The following is an 18915-nucleotide window of genomic DNA, read 5'->3' as shown; positions in this document are numbered from 1 at the left end:
GCCATGCGCATCGCCTCCAGCCACTTCGTACGGCCTTCATCGGTCAGCTCGACGATGACGCGGACCCGGTTGTTCTCGTCGCGGTCCCGGGTGACCAGGCCCTCGCCGGCCATACGGTCGATGCGGTGGGTCATGGCGGCCGGGGTGAGGCCGAGGCGCTTCGCCAGCTCGCCAGGGCCCAGACGGTACGGGGCGCCCGACAGGACGAGGGTCTTGAGGACCTCCCACTCGGCGCTGCTGATGCCGAGGGCGGCCACCTGCCTCCCGTACGCGACGTTCATCCGGCGGTTCAGGCGGCCCAGCGCGGAGACGACCTGTTCGACCTGGGGGTCGAGGTCGCGGAACTCGCGCTGGTAGGCGGCGATCTGTTCGTCGAGGGTCGGCTCGCTGGGGCCTGGCTCCTCGGTGCTCTCAGACATGGCGGGCAGTATGGCACGCCCTCACCACCCTTGAAGTCCTTCAGGCTGTAGTTTTCACCTTCTAAGTTTAGTGCTAAAGTCTTCGAGTCTGATTCGTTCGGGGCCTTTGAGTCCTTCAAGATCTTGAGGTAGGTGAGTGTGACCAGGGAGATGGGCGCAGCGCTGCGGCGGATCCAGCTGGGCAGCGCGCTGAGCGCGTTCGGGCTCGGGTTCACCGTTCCGTATCTGTACGTCTACGTGGCGCAGGTGCGGGATCTGGGCGCCGGTACGGCGGGAGTCGTGTTGGCGGTCTTCGCGATGGCGGCGCTGGCCGTTCTGCCGTTCACCGGGCGGGCCATCGACCGGCGCGGGCCGCTGCCCGTGCTGGTGGTGGCCGCCGGTCTCGCCTCCGTCGGCGCCGCCGCTCTGGGGTACGCGAGCAGCGTTCCGGCCGCCGTGCTGTCGGCCGCGGTCCTCGGTGCCGGTACCGCCGTGATGCAGCCCGCCCTGGCCACGATGCTCGTCTGGTGCTCCAGCACCGCCACCCGTACGCGCGCCTTCGCCATGCAGTTCTTCCTGCAGAACCTGGGCCTCGGGCTCGGCGGGCTGGTCGGCGGGCAGCTCGTGGACGTGAGCCGTCCGGCGAGCTTCACCATGCTGTTCCTGATCGAGGCCGGGATGTTCGTGGTCCTCGGTGCGGTCGCGGCGACCGTGAAGATGCCGCGTACCGCTTCCATCGGCGGAGCCCGGCCGACCGACGGTTCCGCCAAGGGCGGGATGCGGGCGCTGCTCTCGCACCGGGCCATGGTCCAGCTGTGCGTGCTCGGGTTCGTGCTCTTCTTCGCCTGCTACGGGCAGTTCGAGTCCGGTCTCGCCGCGTACGGCACCGAGGCCGCCGGGATCCAGCCGTCCACGCTCGGCCTCGCGCTGGCCGCCAACACCGCGGTCATCGTCATCGCGCAGTTCGTCGTGCTGCGGCTCGTGGAGCGGCGGCGGCGCAGCCGGGTCATCGCGGCCGTCGGGCTCATCTGGGCCTTCGCCTGGATCGTGGCGGGGTACGCGGGGCTCGGGCACGGCAGCCAGACCATGGCGACGGCCGCGTTCATCTCGACGTACGCGCTGTTCGGGCTGGGTGAGGCGATGCTGTCGCCGACCGTGGCGCCGCTGGTCGCGGACCTGGCGCCGGAGTCGATGGTCGGGCAGTACAACTCGGCGTTCGCGCTGTGCAAGCAGCTCGCGCTCGCGGTCGGTCCCGCGGTCGGCGGTCCGATGGGGGCTTCGCTGCACGGGCCGTACATCGTGACGTTCGTGCTGTTCTCGCTCGGGATCACGGTGCTCGCGCTGCGGCTGGGGCGCCGGCTCACCCCCGTACAGGATCAGCCGTCGCTGGCCCCCGCGCCCTCGCGTGTGGTGGCGGTGTCGCTGCCCGAGGGTGGGGAGAGCTCTGCCGAGGCGGCCGATCGGGCCGTGTCGGTCACGGCGCCGACGGCCGCGGCCACCACGGCCGCTGCCGCCACTGCCACGGCCGGTCGCTGAGCCGGCGGCGGGACCTCAGCGGGGCAGGGCGAACTCGCACCAGACCGCCTTGCCGCCGCCCGGGGTGCGGCGGCTGCCCCAGGAGGTGGCGATCGACGCGATGATCTCGATGCCGCGTCCCGCCTCGTCGGCCGGTTCGGCCTGGCGGCGGCGCGGCAGGTGGTCGTCCCCGTCGGTCACCTCGATGATCAGCCGCCGGTCGGTGCGGCGCAGGCCCAGGCGCATCGGCGGGGTGCCGTGCTGGAGCGAGTTGGCGACCAGCTCGCTGGCGGCGAGGACGCCGAGGTCGCGGAGCTCGGCCGGGAAGCGCCAGGAGGTCAGGACGCCGGTGGCGAAGGAGCGGGCGCGCGGCGTGGCCTCGATGCCGCCGAGGAGGTCGAGCGCGGCGTTGTGGAACAGCTCCGCGTTCGGTCCCGTACGGGCGGGGTGCTGGACGACCAGGACCGCCACGTCGTCGTCGTGCTCGGCGGTCACCCCCAGCGAGCGGATCAGCCGGTCGCAGACGACCTGCGGTGATCCCTTGGCGCCGGAGAGCGCGCGGGCGAGGGAGGCGACGCCCTCGTCGATGTCCTCGCTGCGACGCTCGACCAGGCCGTCGGTGTAGAGGACCGCGGTGGAGCCGGGCGGCAGCGCGATGGTGCCCGAGGTGTGGACCCAGCCGCCGGTACCGAGCGGCGGTCCGGTGGGATCGGCGGCCCGGCTGACCGTGCCGTCCTCGTCGCGGACGAGCATCGGGAGGTGGCCGGCGGAGGCGTAGACGAGCTGTCCCTCGTTCGGGTCGTGGACGGCGTAGACGCAGGTGGCGATCTGGGTCGCGTCGATCTCCGAGGCGAGGCCGTCCAGCAGCTGGATCACCTCGTGCGGCGGGAGGTCGAGCCGGGCGTAGGCGCGGACGGCGGTGCGGAGCTGGCCCATCACGGCGGCGGCGCGGACCCCGCGGCCCATGACGTCGCCGATCACCAGGGCGGTGCGGCCGGCGCCGAGGGTGATCACGTCGTACCAGTCGCCGCCGACGGCCGCGTCGGTGCCGCCGGGCTGGTAGGTGGCGGCGATGCGGAGGTCGTCGGGCTGCTCCAGCTCCTGCGGGAGCAGGGAGCGCTGGAGGGTGACGGCCGTCTCGCGGTGGCGGCGTTCGCTGGTGCGCAGGCGCTCGGCGGCCTCGGCGTGGTCGGTGACGTCGGCCGCGTAGACGAGGACGCCGCTCTCGGCCCTGTTCTTCTCGTCGTCGCCCTCGGTTTCCTCCGTGCCGGTCCAGGCCGCGACGGGCGTGCAGGTCACGGTGTACGAGCCGCCCTCGGCCGTCCGGCGGGACTTGACCGTACGGGCGGTGCCGCTGCGCAGGACCTGGTCGAGCAGCGGCAGCACGCTCAGCTCGGCGAGCTCCGGCAGGGCCTCGGCGGCGGGGATGCCGGAGGGACGGGGGCCGAACGCGGTCTCGTACGCCTCGTTGACGTACGCGACGCGGTGGTCCGGGCCGTGCAGCAGCGCGACGGCGGCGGGGAGGCGGCCGAGGATCTCGCGGGACGGGAGGCCGTCCAGGGCGGGCCCGGGGACGGCCGGTGCGGCGGCGGTGTCGGGAGGTTCCGGAAGCGTGCCGTCCGGGAGGGCGGCCGCGGCCTGCGCCTGGGCGTACTCGGCCCGGGCGGCGGGCACGGGACTGCGGTCGTCCCGCGCGGCGGCTCGACGCTGCGTTCCGGGAAGGCGGGCGCTCCAACGCGTGAAGTTCACGGAATTTCTGGCCTCGTGTGTCGGTTCGGTGCGTCGCTGCTGGTCACTGTCGGTCACTGCCGGCCGGGTCACTCTGTGCAGGTGTGGGCCCACCTATGGTCACACGTCCAGTGTGACCGACCGTACTGACAGTCGCCGTCCGGACGCCGTCCGGTTGCCGTACGGCCGCGGTCCGGACGGCGTCCGAAGGGTGTGCGCGGGCGGTGCGGTCGCGGTCGCGCCGCTGGTCAGCGCGGAGGGCGGGGCGGCAGGCCGCCCGGCGGGTCCTCCGGGGTCCCGTCGGTGTCGGGGCGGGGCAGGGTTCCGGGCCGCTGGGGGGCCACCGAGCCGCCGCCGGCCGCGAGTTCGAACTCGGCCCGGGGGTGTTCGAGCGAGCCGAGGGAGACGATCTCCCGTTTGAAGAGTCCGGCCAGGGTCCATTCGGCAAGGACGCGCGCCTTCCGGTTGAACGTCGGCACCCGGCTGAGGTGGTACGTACGGTGCATCAGCCAGGCGGGGTAGCCCTTGAGCTTGCGACCGTAGACGTGGGCGACGCCTTTGTGCAGGCCCAGGGAGGCGACGGATCCCGCGTACCTGTGGCGGTATTCGGCGGGCGGGCGGCCCTCCAGCGTCGCAAGGACGTTGTCGGCGAGGACCTTGGCCTGGCGGACGGCGTGCTGGGCGTTGGGGGCGGTCTCCCTGCCCGGTTCGGCGGCGGTGAGGTCGGGGACGGCGGCGGCGTCGCCCGCGGCCCAGGCGTGCGGCATGTCCGCGACGGAGAGGGTGGCGGTGCAGCGGAGCCGGCCGCGTTCGGTGAGGGGGAGGTCGGTAGCGGCCAGGAGCGGGGCCGGTTTGACTCCCGCGGTCCAGACGAGCGTGCGGGTCGGGAGGCGGGAACCGTCGCTCAGGACGGCGACACGGTCCTCACAGGTGTCCAGGCGGGTTTCGAGGCGTACGTCGACGCCGCGGCCGCGCAGCTCGCCGACGGCGTACCGGCTCATGGCCTCGCCTACCTCGGGGAGGATGCGGTCGGAGGCCTCGACCAGGATCCATCTCAGGTCCGTGGGCTTGATGTTGTGGTAGTACCGCGCGGTGTAGCGGGCCATGTCCTCCAGCTCCGCGAGCGCCTCCACGCCCGCGTAGCCGCCGCCGACGAAGACGAAGGTGAGCGCGGAGTCGCGGATCGCGGGGTCGCGGGTGGCGGAGGCGATGTCCATCTGTTCGATGACGTGGTTGCGCAGCCCGATGGCCTCCTCGACCGTCTTGAACCCGATGCCGAAGTCCGCGAGGCCGGGGACCGGCAGGGTGCGCGAGACGGATCCCGGGGCGATGACGATCTCGTCGTACGCGATCTCCAGGGCGCCGGTGCCGTCCTCCGCGGTGGCGAGCGTGGTGACGGTGGCCGTGCGTTTGGCGTGGTCGATGCGGTCGGCCTCGCCGATGACGATGGTGCAGTGGTTCAGGACGCGGCGCAACGGTACGACGACGTGGCGCGGCGAGATCGAGCCGGCGGCCGCCTCGGGGAGGAACGGCTGGTACGTCATGTACGGCTCGGGCGTGACGACCACGATCTCGGCGTCGCCGCTCCGGAGTCTCTGCTTCAGCTTCCGTTGGAGACGCAGCGCCGTGTACATCCCGACGTAGCCGCCGCCGACGACGAGAATGCGCACACCTGGCCGGGTGCCGGGGGTCGTCCCCCGGGAATCTGGAGCCATCACCACCCCATGACGCAACGGAGTCGGTGGTTTGTCCACAGGCCCGGCAAATTGTGTGACCGGAGGGTTCTGCGGGGCGGTCCCGGCCGGTCGGCCGGGCGATGAGGAAGCGGTGCAGGTCAGGCGCTGCGCGGAGGGCGAACGGGCGGGTGCGGGAAGGGGGTCGGGGCGCTTCTGCTCCGATCGGGGGGCTCGCCATGCGGAACTACCCCCTTCTGAATTGACGCGGGCTCAACTATGTTCGTTACCCGTCGGGAGTCGGGTGCGGATTTCGTTGTGCTCGCTCCCCGACCTACATGGCGGGGAAGTCTCCGGGGGGAGACGTCATAAACCGGGGGAAGTTATGCAGATTCAGGATTCGCATGGGCAGTCCGCGCGCTCGCACACGGCCAAGGACCACGGACGGCTGGGCTCCGTCGGCGCGCTCGGCGTCATGAGCTCGGCCGACGCGGTGCGCTCCGCCGCGGCGATGAGCGCGGCGGCGATCGGTGCGGTCACGGCGGGAACGGTTCCGGCCGGGCCCGCCGCGAGCGGGCCGGCGCCCAACCCACCTGCGGGCTCGACGCGTTCGGCGCCGCTGCGGGTGGACGCGCAGCGCAATCTGGAGCATGTGCTGCGGGCCGCGCGTGAGGTGTTCGGCGAGCTGGGGTACGGGGCTCCGATGGAGGACGTGGCACGCCGCGCCCGGGTCGGCGTCGGCACCGTCTACCGGCGGTTCCCGAGCAAGGACGTGCTGGTGCGGCGGATAGCCGAGGAGGAGACCTCCCGGCTGACCGAGCAGGCGCGTACGGCTCTGGGGCAGGAGGAGGAGCCCTGGTCGGCGCTCTCCCGCTTCCTGCGGACCTCGGTGGCATCGGGCGCGGGCCGGCTGCTGCCGCCGCAGGTGCTGCGGGTCGGGGTCGACGCGGAGGAGGCGGGCGCGCCGGTGGCGGCGGACGCGGGCGACGAGACCCGTGTTCCGCAGCAGCGGCAGGGCGTGGCCCAGGCCGACTTCCGTGTCGTCGGCCGGCGTGCCGGTGCCGGGGACGAGCTCGACGGCCTGGTTGAGGATTCGGGCGCGGGCGAGCTGCTGGAGGTCGTGGGCCGGCTGGTGGACCGGGCGCGGGAGTCGGGCGAGCTGCGCGGCGATGTGACGGTGGCGGACGTGCTGCTGGTCATCGCCACCGCTGCCCCGTCCCTGCCGGACGCCGCCCAGCAGGCGGCGGCCTCGGCCCGGTTGCTGGACATCCTGCTGGAGGGGCTGCGGTCGCGGCCGTCGGTCTGACGTCACCGTCCGGGGCGCGCTCGGAGGCCGGACGGAGTCCGGTCGAAGCCCGTTCGGTCAGCCTGACCGCTCGACCGCCCGTGCGTGGTGCGGGCGGCCGGGTGGCGGCTGTTCGGAGAACAACCCGGATGCATTCCCTGAAAGAAGGCTCTCTAGCACTCGCATTCGAGAAAACGCCCCGGATGAGTGGTTGCCAGGACTGAGGCTCCATCGCGATTGAGCCATGTGGCAGTCTTGGCCGGTATTCGGGTCCGAGGGTGTATACGGGGGCTTCCGCGATGAGCGGTAACGAGCAGCAGGAAGAGCCGCTCGACGAGATCGCTGCGGCGGGCGGGGATACGAAGGCCGACGGGATGTCCTCCGGGCACGTCCCGGTCCAGGCGGGACGTGGAGCGTCGGACGGTTCGGGCGGCAGTCCGACTGGTTCGGGCGGCGGTTCTGGCGGTTCTGGCGGTGAGGAGCAGGGCGGCACCGTTCTGCCCGGGCCGTGGCCGGCTGTCGTCGAGGCCGGTGGCGGGGACGGCGTCCCCGGTGTGTACGCGGTGCCTTCGCAGCGCGAGGGGCGCGTCGGGTCGCCCGACACCGGGCTGTCCGACGCCCAGTTGATCGAGGGCATGCGCGAGGGGGACAACCTCGCCTACGAGGAGCTGTTCCGGCGCCACTCGGGCGCGGTCCACCGGTACGCCCGCACCTGCTGCCGGGACGGGCACACCGCCGACGACCTGACCGCCGAGGTGTTCGCCCGCACCCTCCAGGCCGTACGGGGCGGCAAGGGGCCGCAGGAGGCGGTCCGGGCCTATCTGATGACCGCCGTCCGCCATGTCGCCGCCGCCTGGACGAAGAGCGCCAAGCGGGAGCAGCTGGTCGACGACTTCGCGGTGTTCGCCGCGCAGGCCTCCCGTACGTCGGAGCGCATCGACGACGACACCCTCGACCTCGGTGCCGATGTGCTGGCGATGCACGAGGCCGAGCAGTCGATGGCGATGGAGGCGTTCCGGAGCCTGCCCGAGCGCTGGCAGGCGGTGCTCTGGCACACCACGGTGGAGGAGGAGTCGCCCAGCGAGATCGCCCCGCTCTTCGGGCTGACCGCCAACGCCACCGCCGTCCTGGCCAGCCGGGCCCGCGAAGGGCTCAAGCAGGCGTATCTCCAGGCCCATGTGAGCCAGGCGCTCACCACCGGCGGCGACTGCGCGCAGTACGCGGACCGGCTCGGCGCCTACGCGCGCGGCGGGCTGCGGATGCGGGCCGAACGCGGTCTGCGCAAGCATCTGGACGAGTGCGCGAAGTGCCGGGTGGCGGCAGGCGAGTTGGAGCACGTCAACGCCGGGATCCCGGCGCTGCTGCCGATCGCGGTCATCGGCTGGTTCGCCGCCGGTTACTCGCTCAAGGCGGCGGGTGTCGTGGCGGGCGGTGCCGCCGGGGCGGCCGGAGCGGGAGCCGCCGCCGCGGCCACCGGATCGGGCACGACCGGCGCTGCCGCCGGTGGTGCAGCGGGAGGGTCCTCCTCCGGAGCCGCCGGGGGTGCCGCGTCGGAAGGGCTCGGTGCGCCCGCCAAGGCCGGGATCGCGGCCGCCGTCGCCGTGGCGGCCGCCGCCGGGCTGGTGTGGGCGCTGGTCGGCGACGACCAGCCGAAGCCGGATCCCCAGCCGGTCGCGAAGCCGCCGGCGGTGGCGCCCGAGGTTCCGTCGCCGGAGCCGCCCGCACCGGAGCCCGAACCTCCGGTCGCGCCCGCGCCCGACCCCGTACCGCCTGCGGCAGCCCCCGAGCCGGACCCCGCACCGGAGCCGGAACCTGAACCTCCGGCCCCGGCCCCGGAGCCCGAGCCGACTCCGCCGCCCGCCGAGCCCACGCCCTCCCCGGAGCCGCCGGAGCCCGAGCCGCCCGCGCCGAGCCCGACGCCGCCCCCGGAGCCCGATCCCCGGCCGGAGCCACCGCCTCCTCCGCCGCCGCCCGCGCCGACCGTCTACCAGGTCAGCGAGCTCCCGCACTCCCTGCTCGGCGACCACACCGAGCCGGAGGTGGTGACGGGGCGGAGCAGCTGGATCTGGCAGCGGTCGAACGTGTCGATCGCCGAGAAGCGGTACGCGCACGGGGTCACTGTGCACGCCCGGTCCTCGGTCACCATCCAGCTGAACCGCCCGTGCACCCGCTACGAGGCGATGGTCGGCGTGGACGACCTGACGATGGGGCTCGGCGCGGTCCGGTTCTCCGTCTACAACGGCGACGGGGCGCGGCTGTGGCGCTCGCCGGTGATGGCGGGCGGGGCGCCTGCCGTCCCGGTCAGCGTCGGGATCGCCGGGCAGTCGTCGATCCGGCTCGTGGTGGAGCCCGAAGGGCCGCTCGGCGGGGTGGCGCTGGCCGACTGGGCGGAGTCCCGTATCAGCTGCGCCTGAGCCCGGTGCCGTGGTGCCGGTGCCCGGTGCCGTGACCGTGGCGTCTGAGCCCGGTCTCGCGGACCCGGTGGCGCGTCACGGCTGTCGCGGGCCCGGTGGTGCGTCAGGGCTGGAGCGTGCGGCGGGACGGGACCACGCCGCCCGCCACCGCGCGCTGGCGCGGCGCCGCCGTGCCCGTCCAGCAGGTGCCCCGGCGGGCCAGCAGCCGGCGCAGCCACAGCTCGGTGGAGGCCAGTTCCGCCAGGCCGTCCAGCGGGAGCGGCTCGCCTTCGGAGGCGGCGCGCAGGGCCTTGCGGACGAGGCGGGCCTCGACCAGGCCCGCGTCGGCGAGGAGCGGTGCGTCGAAGAGGGCCATCAGGTCAGGCAGCGCGGTGCGCAGGCCGGTGCGGGTGACGGCGGTGGAGGTGGCCTGGGACGGGGTGCCCCAGCCGGGCGGCAGGTCGTGGATGCCGGCTCCGCCCAGCACCCGGCGCAGGATCGCGGCGCGGGCGCCGGGCTGGACGCGGAGGGATTCGGGAAGCGCGCGGGCGGCCCGGACGACCTGGTTGTCCAGGAACGGGGCGTGCAGGCGCTGGCTGCGGATCTCGGCCGCCTGCTCCAGGATGCGGTGGTCGGCGGCGGCGCGGGCGAGGGTGGCGCGGGCGCGGGCCTCGCCGGGGCGCTGGACGGAGGTGGGCCGGATCGCCGCTTCCTGGAGGCGAACCGATACTTCGGCGAGCGCCTCTCCGGTCAGCCAGCGGGCCGCAGGGCCCGGGCGCGACCAGGCGAGGGCGGCGAGCGAGGCGTCGGCGGGGGTGGCGAGGTCGGGGGCGTACCGATTGGCGTCGGGGAGGAGTCCGGCGGCGGTCTCCAGGCCGGTGCGGTACGACGTACGGGCCAGTCTTCGGGCGGCGCGGTAGACCGTCAGCGGGACGAACAGCGAGTGCGCCGAGGGGCCTTCGGCCTTGGTGAGCGCGGCGACCGGGCGCAGGAGGTGGCGTCTGCGCCGGTCCATCAGGAGGTCGGCGAGGCGGGCCGGGTGGGCGTCGAGGACCTGCCGGGCGCCGTGGCCCACCAGGTGGTCGGCGCTGCCCGCGGCGAGGCGGCGGCGGTGGCGTTCGGCGACGACGAGCGAGGGGCCCGGTTCGTCGGTGAGCGGTCCGGTCCCCAACGAGGCGTACGGGAGGGCCTCTTCGCCCGCCGCGACGACCACGTGGTGCAGGCGCGGGTTGGCGGCGATGGCGCGGGCGCGCTCCAGCTCGTCCTCGTGGCCGCGGGTGGTGAGGTCGTTGAAGGTGACCGCGAGCAGGCGCTCCCCCGCCCCCGTGCCGTGGCCGAGGAGGGTGCCGGGCAGTCCGGGCAGTCCGGCGGCGAGCAGGGCGAGGGTGGCGGAGGCGCTGCCGCCGGAGAGGTCGGCACCGATTCCGGCCACCGGCGCGCCCCGGGCCGCACGCCGGTCGGCGGGGCCCATGCCGGGGACGGGCCCCGGGTCCTGCGGCACGGTCTCGGGGGCGTGGCGGGGCGCGGTGAGCCGGGCGCGTACGGCTTCGACGAGCGCGTCCCGTACGCCTTCCACCGCGTGCACCGGGTCGGCCTGGGGCGCGGCGACGGCGAGGGAGGCGACGGCCTCGTACCCGGTGATCTCCCGCGAACCCTCCCGCAGGATCAGCGCGTGGCCCGGCGGGACCCGCTTCACCCCCAGGTACGGCGTGCCGTCGCCGAGCGCCTCCGGGCTCTCCGGGCAGGCGAGCAGGGCGGCGAGGTGGCCGATGTCGAGCTGGGCCTCGATCAGGTCGGCGAGCGGCAGGGCGGCGGTGGCGTAGGCGGTGCCGTTGGCCCACGGGGTGTGGAAGACGGGCCGGGCGCCGGCCAGGTCGCCGGCGACGGTGATGCGGCGGCCGATCTGGACGACGGCGGTGTAGCTGCCCGGCCAGGCGGTGAGGTGGCGCATCGCGCCGCCGCGCGCGGCGAGCAGTCCGACGCGCAGCTGTTCGTCGGTGGCCCCGCAGCAGCCGAGGACGGCGAGGCGCGCGGTGGGGGCGCCTTCGGGCGTGGCGACGCCGATGATCCGGATCTCGTCGGGGCGCCAGTCGCCGACCGCCCAGAGCGGATCCGGGTCGCCCCACAGGAGTTGAGAGCCCACCGGATGGACCGTGCGCCCCTCACCGCCGTTGCCGACGGCCCCGACGGTGCCGAAGCTCGCGGCGATACTGCTCCATCCCACCAACCAACGCATCGCCGCCTCCACAGGCTGTGGACAAGCGGCGCACTGTGCTGATCGCATCGCCGCTGCGGGACATGCTGCCACGACAGGGCCGCAGGAGAGGGGGTACGGGCAGCGCACGCCGGATGAGCATGCGCCCCTGGCAAAGGCCGGACACCCGGCTCGCCGTCGCCTTCACCGCATCCCCGGCAACGGAACTGCTGATTCCGGGAGTTAACGCCACGGGCGCGGTCGCCGGTGGCGCGGCATACGCATCGGACTCCACCATCGCCGCCGAAGCCACCGCACGGGGAGAGCGGTTGAAATCCGGCCATAGTCGGACCGTTGGCCAGACCGTCACCGGACGGTCGTTATTCAGCCATTCTCGTCAGGTTCCGCCGCCCGCGCACACCCGTCCGCGCCCCCGCGGCGGACCCTTCCACGCACAGTCCGGGAGGTGGGCCTCACCTCCCGGACCGGTCCGCCGCCCGCGGGGAATGGAGCGGCGGTATCCCCCAGCCCACTGAGTCCAGTGCAGTGAGCCGACCCACGCGGTACCCAGCCAAGCCGCTTCCGTACGGGCCGGGCCAGAGCGCACGGCCGGGCGCACGGCCACACGCCAGGGGCACGGCCCGCTCCGGCACGCGCACCCCCGGAGCGCGGACGCCGCCGCCCGCACGGACAACAATCCCGCCATACGGACGTCTGCCCCTTAACGGTAGGGATGGGGAGAACTACGCTGTGTTTGCTGGTGTTCTCAGCAGGGGGGCATATTCCTCGGGGCTCGGCCACATGCGTGTGCAGGCGGAGTACGGGGGTTCGAACCTGGGGAGCATCGGTACGAATGCCGCGCGCCGTCCTCGGTGACGCGGCGGCTGTCTGTGTGTCGAGGGGTGGCGCATGTCCAGGGAGCAACGCGGGCCGAACGAGAAGCTCGGCACGGTTCTCGCCCTCGCGGGAATCAGTAACGCCGGGCTCGCCCGGCGGGTCAACGACCTCGGAGCACAGCGCGGTCTGACACTTCGCTACGACAAGACCTCGGTGGCCCGGTGGGTCGCCAAGGGGATGGTGCCGCAGGGTGCGGCGCCTCATCTGATCGCGGCGGCGATCGGGGCCAAGCTCGGCCGGCCGGTCCCGCTGCACGAGATCGGTCTCGCCGACGCGGACCCCGCGCCGGAGGTCGGCCTCGCCTTCCCCCGGGACGTGGGCGAGGCGGTCAGGTCGGCGACCGAGCTGTACCGGCTGGATCTGGCCGGGCGCAGGGGCGGCGGCGGGATCTGGCAGTCGCTGGCCGGTTCGTTCGCGGTGAGCGCGTACGCGACCCCCGCGTCCCGCTGGCTGATAACCCCCGCCGATCCGTCGGTCGCCCGCGACCCGACGGCGGCACAGGCGGCGATCCTCGGCGCCCGCAGCGGCGGCCAGGACTCTTCAGCCGCACCCGGTCCGCGCGGACCGCAGGGCGCGCCGGACGGCCGCGGCGCACACAACCCGCACACATCCCCGGGCGCGCCGGGCGGCTCCGGCGCAGGCCCTGGCTCCGGCGCAGGCACGGGCTCCGGTTCCAGCTCCGGTTCCGGTTCCGTGCCCGTGCAGCCCGGCCCGGAGTCCGTCGCGGACGCCTCGCCGCTGCGCGTGGGCCACAGCGACGTCATGAAGCTGCGCGAGGCGGCCCAGGACGCCCGCCGCTGGGACTCCAAGTACGGCGGTGGCGACTGGCGTTCCTCCATGGTCCCGGAGTGCTTACGCGTCGACGCCGCACCTCTGCTCCTCGGCTCGTACACCGACGAGGTGGGCCGCGCGCTGTTCGGCGCGTCGGCGGAGCTGACCCGGCTGGCGGGCTGGATGGCGTTCGACACCGGCCAGCAGGAGGCCGCCCAGCGCTACTACATCCAGGCTCTGCGGCTGGCCCGCGCCGCCGCAGACGTACCCCTCGGCGGCTATGTTCTCGCCTCCATGTCCCTCCAGGCGACCTACCGCGGCTTCGCCGACGAGGGCGTCGATCTCGCGCAGGCCGCCGTGGAGCGCAACCGGGGCCTGGCGACCGCCCGCACCATGAGCTTCTTCCGGCTGGTGGAGGCCCGCGCCCATGCCAAGGCCGGCGACGCACCGGCCGCGGGGGCCGCGCTCAAGGGCGCCGAGAGCTGGCTGGAGCGGTCCCGGTCGGGCGACGCCGACCCGCCCTGGCTCGGGTTCTACAGCTACGACCGGTTCGCCGCCGACGCCGCCGAGTGCTACCGCGACCTGAAGGCCCCGCGCCAGGTGCGGCGCTTCACCGAGCAGGCGCTCTCCCGGCCGACCGACGAGTTCGTCCGCAGCCACGGACTGCGGCTCGTCGTCTCGGCCGTCGCCGAGCTGGAGTCGGGCAACCTGGACGCGGCCTGCGCGGCGGGCACCCGGGCGGTCGAGGTGGCCGGCCGGATCTCCTCGGCACGCACCACTGAGTACGTACGCGACCTGCTCCACCGCCTGGAGCCGTACGGGGACGAGCCGCGCGTCGCCGAGCTGCGGGAGCGGGCCCGCCCGCTGCTGGTGACCCAGGCCTGAGCCGGACGTCCGGAGCCGGGGCGTACCCGAGGTGCGCCACGGCCCGCCCGGGTGTGCGCCAGCTCCTGACCGAATGTGCGCCACGCCCCGCCCGGATCGGGTTTGAGCCCGTTGTCAGTGGGTCAGTGCACTATCGGGGTGGGAGGTGGCGTGATGATGACGCACGCGGCGTACGACTGCGATGTGCTGGTGATCGGCGGCGGGATCGTCGGTCTGTCGACCGCGTATGCGCTGCAGCGGTCCGCGCCGGGCACCCGGGTCACGGTCCTGGAGAAGGAGCACGGCCCGGCCCGCCACCAGACCGGCCGCAACAGCGGAGTGATCCACAGCGGGATCTACTACCGCCCCGGTTCGCTCAAGGCGCGGTACGCGCTGCGCGGCTCCGCCGAGCTGGCCGACTTCTGCGCCGAGCACGGGATCGCCCACGCCACCACCGGCAAGCTGATCGTCGCCACCGACCGCTCCGAGCTGCCCCGGCTGCACAGCCTGGTCCAGCGCGGCCGCGAGCACGGACTGCCGGTGCGGGAGCTGGGCCCGGCGCAGATCGCGGAGTACGAGCCCGAGGTCCGGGGCCTCGCGGCGATCCGGGTCGGCACGACCGGCGTCTGCGACTTCACCGCCGTCGCCACCCGCTTCGCGACCGAGGTCACGGCCGCCGGCGGCATCGTGCGGTACGGGGCGGAGGTCGTGGCGATAGACCGGCGCGCCTGGGGCGTGGCGGTGCGGACGGCGGACGGTCTGGTGGTCCGCGCCCGGACGCTGGTCAACTGCGCGGGACTGCACTGCGACCGGGTGGCCCGGCTGGCGGGTGACGACCCGGAGGTGCGGATCGTGCCGTTCCGGGGCGAGTACTACGAGCTGGCCCGCCCCGAGCTGGTGCGCGGCCTGGTCTACCCGGTGCCGGACCCGGCCTTCCCGTTCCTCGGCGTCCACCTGACCCGGGGCTTCGACGGCACGGTCCACGTCGGCCCGAACGCGGTCCCCGCCCTGGCCCGCGAGGGATACGCCTGGCCGGTGGTGCGCCCCGCCGAACTGCTGTCCACGCTGAGCTGGCCGGGCACCTGGCGGATCGCCCGCAGACACTGGCGGTACGGGGCGGGCGAGGTGCACCGCTCGCTCTCGAAGTCCGCCTTCACCGAGGCCGTCCAACGGCTGCTGCCTGCCGTGCGGGAGGAGGATCTGCGCCCGTCGCCCGCCGGGGTCCGGGCCCAGGCGGTGCTGAAGGACGGCACGCTGGTCGACGACTTCCTGATCCGCGAGGCCCCGCACACCGTGCATGTGCTGAACGCCCCGTCGCCCGCCGCGACGGCGTGCCTGCCGATCGGGCGCGAGGTGGCGCGGCGGGCGCTGCGCCGGGCTCGGGAGACGGGGTGGAGGCCGCCCGCCGTAGAATCGGGTCATTGTGTCTGAGCAGCCCTTGAACCCCACCCCCGCCCCGGCCCCGGCCCCGGCCCCGGAAGAGGCAGCCGAGGCCACCGTGACCGGCTCAGCCCCCGCCGCGACTCCCGAGCCGGCGGCGGCGACCCCTGTGACCGGGTCCGCGACCGGGTCCACCGCCGCCGACGTCACCCCTGAGGAGGCCGCCGCGCTGCGGGCCGCCTCCTTCGAGCGGGCGCGTCGGCTGCGCCAGGAGCCCCGCTTCCCCGGTGGCCCCGCCGCCGACCCGGCCGGCTCGCACCACGAGCGCCGGATCCGCAGCTTCCAGCCGCGCCGCAGCCGGGTCACCACCGGCCAGCAGGAGGCCCTGGAGCGGCTGTGGCCGAAGTGGGGCCTGGACATCGACGGCAAGCGGGTCCTGGATCTGGCCGAGCTGTTCGACGGGCTGCCGGTCGTCCTGGAGATCGGGTTCGGCATGGGCGAGGCCACCGCGCAGATGGCGGCCGAGGACCCGGGCACCGGCATCCTCGCCGTCGACGTCCACACCCCGGGCCAGGGCAACCTGCTGGGCCTGGCGGACAAGGCGGGCTCGACCAACGTACGGGTGGCCAACGGCGACGCGGTGATCCTGCTCCGCGAGATGCTGGCCCCCGAGTCGCTCGACGGCCTGCGGGTCTACTTCCCGGACCCGTGGCCCAAGGCCCGCCACCACAAGCGGCGCCTGATCCAGCCCGAGTTCCTGGACCTGGTGGCCCCGGTGCTCAAGCCCGGCGCGATCGTGCACTGCGCGACCGACTGGGAGCCGTACGCGGAGCAGATGCTGGAGGTGCTGACCGCGCACCCCCGCTTCGCCAACACGGCGGCGGACGGCGGATACGCGCCGCGTCCGGCGTTCCGGCCGCTCACCCGGTTCGAGGGCCAGGGCCTGGACAAGGGCCACGTCGTGCACGACCTGCTGTTCGCCCGGATCTGACACACCGCCCGGGCAGACCGCCGCCGGGTGAGGCGCGTCCCGGTCGAACACCGAACCACCCTGGCCGAGCACTGAACCGTCCTGGCCGAACAGCGAGCCGTCCTGGCCGGATGCACCGTCGCCGGGTGTCAGTGCTCCTCGTTAGGGTCGAGGGGTGTCCGACGGTTCCGTGCAGTACCAGCAGCGGCAGCCGGCGGTCCCGGTCCTCCACGAGCAGCGGCCCGAGGAGGTGTTGGGCGCCGTGCCGGAGCGCGGCCGTTGGCAGTACCGGCCGCGCCGCGTCTCCCTGGTCTGGCGCAGCAAGGTGTTCCGCCTGGGGACCGTGATCGTGGCGCTCGCGCTGTGCGGGCTGGTGATCCTCGCCCTGGTCCGCGAGCAGACGGGCCCGGAGGGGTTCCTCGTCGGCCTCGGCCTGGCGCTGCTGCCGGTACCGCTCCTGATGGCCGCCTTCCGCTGGCTGGACCGGGTCGAGCCGGGCCCCTGGCGGAACCTGATCTTCTGCTTCGCCTGGGGCGCGTGCGCCGCAGCACTCGTCGCGATCATCGCCAACTCGTTCGCCATGCGGTGGATAGCCACCGCGACGGCCGACCCGGCGAGCGCCGACACGCTGGGCGCGACGGTGATCGCCCCGGTCGTGGAGGAGAGCGCCAAGGCCGTCTCGATCCTGCTGATCTTCATCTTCCAAAGGCGGGAGTTCCGGGGCGTGGTCGACGGCATCGTGGTCGCGGGCTTCACCGCGACGGGCTTCGCCTTCACCGAGAACATCCTCTACCTGGGCAACGCGTTCGACGAGGATCAGCAGCTCGGCAGTTCCGGGATCGCCTCGGTGACCGCCGGGACGTTCTTCGTACGGATCGTGATGTCGCCGTTCGCGCATCCGCTGTTCACGGTGCTCACCGGTCTCGGCTTCGGCTTCGCGGCCATCAGCGCCCGCCACCACCGGGTCCGCCGGATCGCCCTGCCCGTGCTCGGCCTGCTGCTGGCGATGGGCCTGCACGCCCTGTGGAACGGCTCTTCGGCCTTCGGCCCGTACGGCTTCTGGGCGATGTACGGGATGGTGATGGTCCCGGTCTTCGCGCTGGTGACCTGGCTGGCGATCTGGTGGCGCCGGCGTGAGCTGCGGACGCTCGCCGCCGAACTGCCCGCGTACGCCACGGCCGGCTGGCTGACCCCGGCCGAGCCGCTGGCCCTCTCCTCGATGCGGACCCGGGGCGTGGCGCGCGATCTGGCCCGCCACTGGCACGGGAAGCAGGACCGGTCGCGGGGCCGGGCGGCGGCGCGCGCGGTGGCGGAGTACGAGTCGTTCGCGACGACCCTGGCCGGCCTGCGCCGCCGCGCCCGCCATGACGCGGTGGGCCCGGACTTCGCCGTCCGGGAGCGGGAGCTGCTGCACCACCTCTGGCAACGCCGCGCCATCGCCGCCCCGGCCCTCACCCACGCGGCCCAGATGACCGGCACCGGCCCGCGCCCACACCCGTACCGACAGCCGGCGCCGTACGGACAGCGACAGGAACACGGATACGGGCAGGGGCAGGCGCAGGCGCAGGGGCAGAGTTACGGGCACGGGCAGGGCTACGGCTACGGCTACGGGCAGGGGCACGGAACCGCGTACGGCAGCCCGCCCCCGCAGCAGCCGTACCCGTACGGCCGACAGAGCCCGTACGGCTCCACCCCGCCTCCCCCGTAAGGCGGTTCAGGCCGACGCCTCCGTCAGGGCCGCCAGCTCCGCCTCCGTCAGCTCCAGGTCCGCGACGGCCAGCAGCGCGGGGAGCTGTTCGACCGTGCGGGCCGAGGCGATCGGGGCCGCGACCGTCGGACGGGCGGCGAGCCAGGCGAGGGCCACCGTCGCGATCTCGGCACCCCGCTCCGTGGCCACCTGGTCGAGGGCGGCCAGCACCGTGCGGCCGCGCTCCGACTCCAGGTGCTCGCCCGCCTTCGCGGAGCGGGCGCTCTCCACGGTGGCGCCGGGGCGGTACTTGCCGGTGAGGAAGCCCGAGGCCAGCGCGTAGTACGGGACGGCGGCGAGGCCGGCGCGGGCGGCGGTCTCCTGGAGCGGGCCCTCATAGGTGGCGCGGGAGACCAGGTTGTAGTGCGGCTGGAGCGCGACGTACCGGGCCAGGCCCTCGCGCTCGGAGAAGTCCAGCGACTCCTGGAGGCGCTCCGGGCTGATGTTGGAGGCGGCGATGTGGCGCACCTTGCCGTCCCTCACCAGCTGGTCGAGGGCGGTGATGATCTCCTCCACCGGGACGGTCTCGTCGTCGAAGTGCGTGTAGTAGAGGTCGATGTGGTCGGTGCCGAGGCGGCGCAGCGACTGCTCGGCCGCGCCCTTGATGGTGGCGGCGGAGAGCCCCTGGAAATCGGGGTGGGCGCCGACCTTGGTGGCCACGACGATGTCGGAACGGTTGGCGCGGGAGGCGAGCCAGGCGCCGATGACGGTCTCCGACTCACCGCCCCGGTTGCCCTCGGCCCAGGCGGAGTAGGCGTCGGCGGTGTCGACGAAGTTGCCGCCGGCCGCGGCGTACGCGTCCAGGACGGCGAAGGACCGGTCCTCGTCGGCGGTCCAGCCGAAGACGTTGCCGCCGAGGGCGAGGGGGAAGACCTGGAGGTCGGAGCTGCCGAGCGTGCGCAGAGAAGTCATGTCGGGGTTCAACGGCAGCGGCGGAGCGGTGTATTCCGTGCCGGGGCCGCGCATTACGTGCCGGAGCCTCGTATTCCATCGCGGAGCCGCGCATTCCGTGCCTGAGCGGCGCATTCCATTCCGGAGCGGCGCATTCCATTCCGGAGCGGCGCATCCCGCGCGCCGGAGCCGCGCATTCCGCACGCCGG

At 74.1% G+C, this 18915-nt stretch carries 12 protein-coding genes (1 of these 12 running past the window's edge); 7 read left to right on the top strand and 5 right to left on the bottom strand.

Going from position 1 to position 18915, the window contains the following annotated elements; translation table 11 throughout:
- A protein-coding gene (locus ACQP09_RS18520) for a MarR family winged helix-turn-helix transcriptional regulator (RefSeq protein ID WP_433401039.1) crosses the window boundary here: on the bottom strand, positions 1-419 show its 5' portion. 139 nt of this gene lie to the left of the window's left edge; the window shows 419 of its 558 coding nt (coding positions 1-419); it begins with the start codon at positions 417-419; its stop codon lies off the left edge, out of view.
- A gap of 150 nt (positions 420-569) precedes the next feature.
- Between ACQP09_RS18520 and ACQP09_RS18515 the strand changes: the two genes are divergently transcribed.
- Positions 570-1934, top strand: coding sequence for an MFS transporter (locus tag ACQP09_RS18515; protein WP_432149430.1), 1365 nt, complete (start codon positions 570-572; stop codon positions 1932-1934).
- Positions 1935-1949: 15 nt separating this feature from the next.
- Here ACQP09_RS18515 and ACQP09_RS18510 read toward each other — a convergent pair whose 3' ends face one another.
- Together ACQP09_RS18510 and ACQP09_RS18505 are read right to left on the bottom strand one after the other, a co-directional pair.
- A complete protein-coding gene (locus ACQP09_RS18510; RefSeq protein WP_433401037.1) occupies positions 1950-3662 on the bottom strand; it encodes an ATP-binding SpoIIE family protein phosphatase in 1713 nt (570 codons plus the stop codon).
- Positions 3663-3889: 227 nt separating this feature from the next.
- A complete protein-coding gene (locus tag ACQP09_RS18505; protein WP_433406649.1) occupies positions 3890-5275 on the bottom strand; it encodes an NAD(P)/FAD-dependent oxidoreductase in 1386 nt (461 codons plus the stop codon).
- 424 nt (positions 5276-5699) lie between these two features.
- Between ACQP09_RS18505 and ACQP09_RS18500 the strand changes: the two genes are divergently transcribed.
- Together ACQP09_RS18500 and ACQP09_RS18495 are read left to right on the top strand one after the other, a co-directional pair.
- A complete protein-coding gene (locus ACQP09_RS18500; RefSeq protein WP_433401034.1) occupies positions 5700-6620 on the top strand; it encodes a TetR/AcrR family transcriptional regulator in 921 nt (306 codons plus the stop codon).
- Positions 6621-6898: 278 nt separating this feature from the next.
- Positions 6899-9013 (top strand): sigma-70 family RNA polymerase sigma factor, encoded by a 2115-nt coding sequence (locus ACQP09_RS18495; RefSeq protein ID WP_433401031.1) that lies wholly within the window; start codon positions 6899-6901, stop codon positions 9011-9013.
- A 103-nt stretch (positions 9014-9116) separates the two neighbouring features.
- Here the strand turns inward: ACQP09_RS18495 and ACQP09_RS18490 are convergent, their stop codons facing one another.
- Positions 9117-11228, bottom strand: a complete 2112-nt coding sequence (locus tag ACQP09_RS18490; RefSeq protein ID WP_433401028.1) for an asparagine synthase-related protein — start codon at positions 11226-11228, stop codon at positions 9117-9119.
- Between the two features lie 867 nt (positions 11229-12095).
- Between ACQP09_RS18490 and ACQP09_RS18485 the strand changes: the two genes are divergently transcribed.
- From ACQP09_RS18485 to ACQP09_RS18470, 4 genes are all read left to right on the top strand, one after another.
- Positions 12096-13739 carry a sporulation protein gene (locus ACQP09_RS18485; protein ID WP_433401025.1) on the top strand — a complete coding sequence of 548 codons (1644 nt, stop codon included), beginning with the start codon at positions 12096-12098 and terminating at the stop codon, positions 13737-13739.
- Between the two features lie 153 nt (positions 13740-13892).
- Positions 13893-15149: an L-2-hydroxyglutarate oxidase gene (lhgO, locus tag ACQP09_RS18480; RefSeq protein ID WP_433401022.1), complete on the top strand. Its 1257-nt coding sequence runs from the start codon at positions 13893-13895 to the stop codon at positions 15147-15149.
- Positions 15142-16089 carry a tRNA (guanosine(46)-N7)-methyltransferase TrmB gene (gene trmB / locus ACQP09_RS18475; protein WP_433401019.1) on the top strand — a complete coding sequence of 316 codons (948 nt, stop codon included), beginning with the start codon at positions 15142-15144 and terminating at the stop codon, positions 16087-16089. Before lhgO ends, trmB begins: the two co-directional genes overlap by 8 nt.
- A 154-nt stretch (positions 16090-16243) precedes the next feature.
- On the top strand, positions 16244-17776 hold the full coding sequence (locus tag ACQP09_RS18470; protein ID WP_433401016.1) for a PrsW family intramembrane metalloprotease: 1533 nt from the start codon (positions 16244-16246) through the stop codon (positions 17774-17776).
- Positions 17777-17782: 6 nt separating this feature from the next.
- Here the strand turns inward: ACQP09_RS18470 and ACQP09_RS18465 are convergent, their stop codons facing one another.
- Positions 17783-18727 carry an aldo/keto reductase gene (locus ACQP09_RS18465; protein ID WP_433401013.1) on the bottom strand — a complete coding sequence of 315 codons (945 nt, stop codon included), beginning with the start codon at positions 18725-18727 and terminating at the stop codon, positions 17783-17785.
- Positions 18728-18915: the final 188 nt, after the last annotated feature.

The organism is Streptomyces sp. CA-146814 (genome assembly GCF_050942385.1).
Lineage (GTDB): Bacteria > Actinomycetota > Actinomycetes > Streptomycetales > Streptomycetaceae > Streptomyces.
Note: the sequence above shows the minus strand (reverse complement) of the source record. Positions and strands in the feature narration are given on the sequence as shown.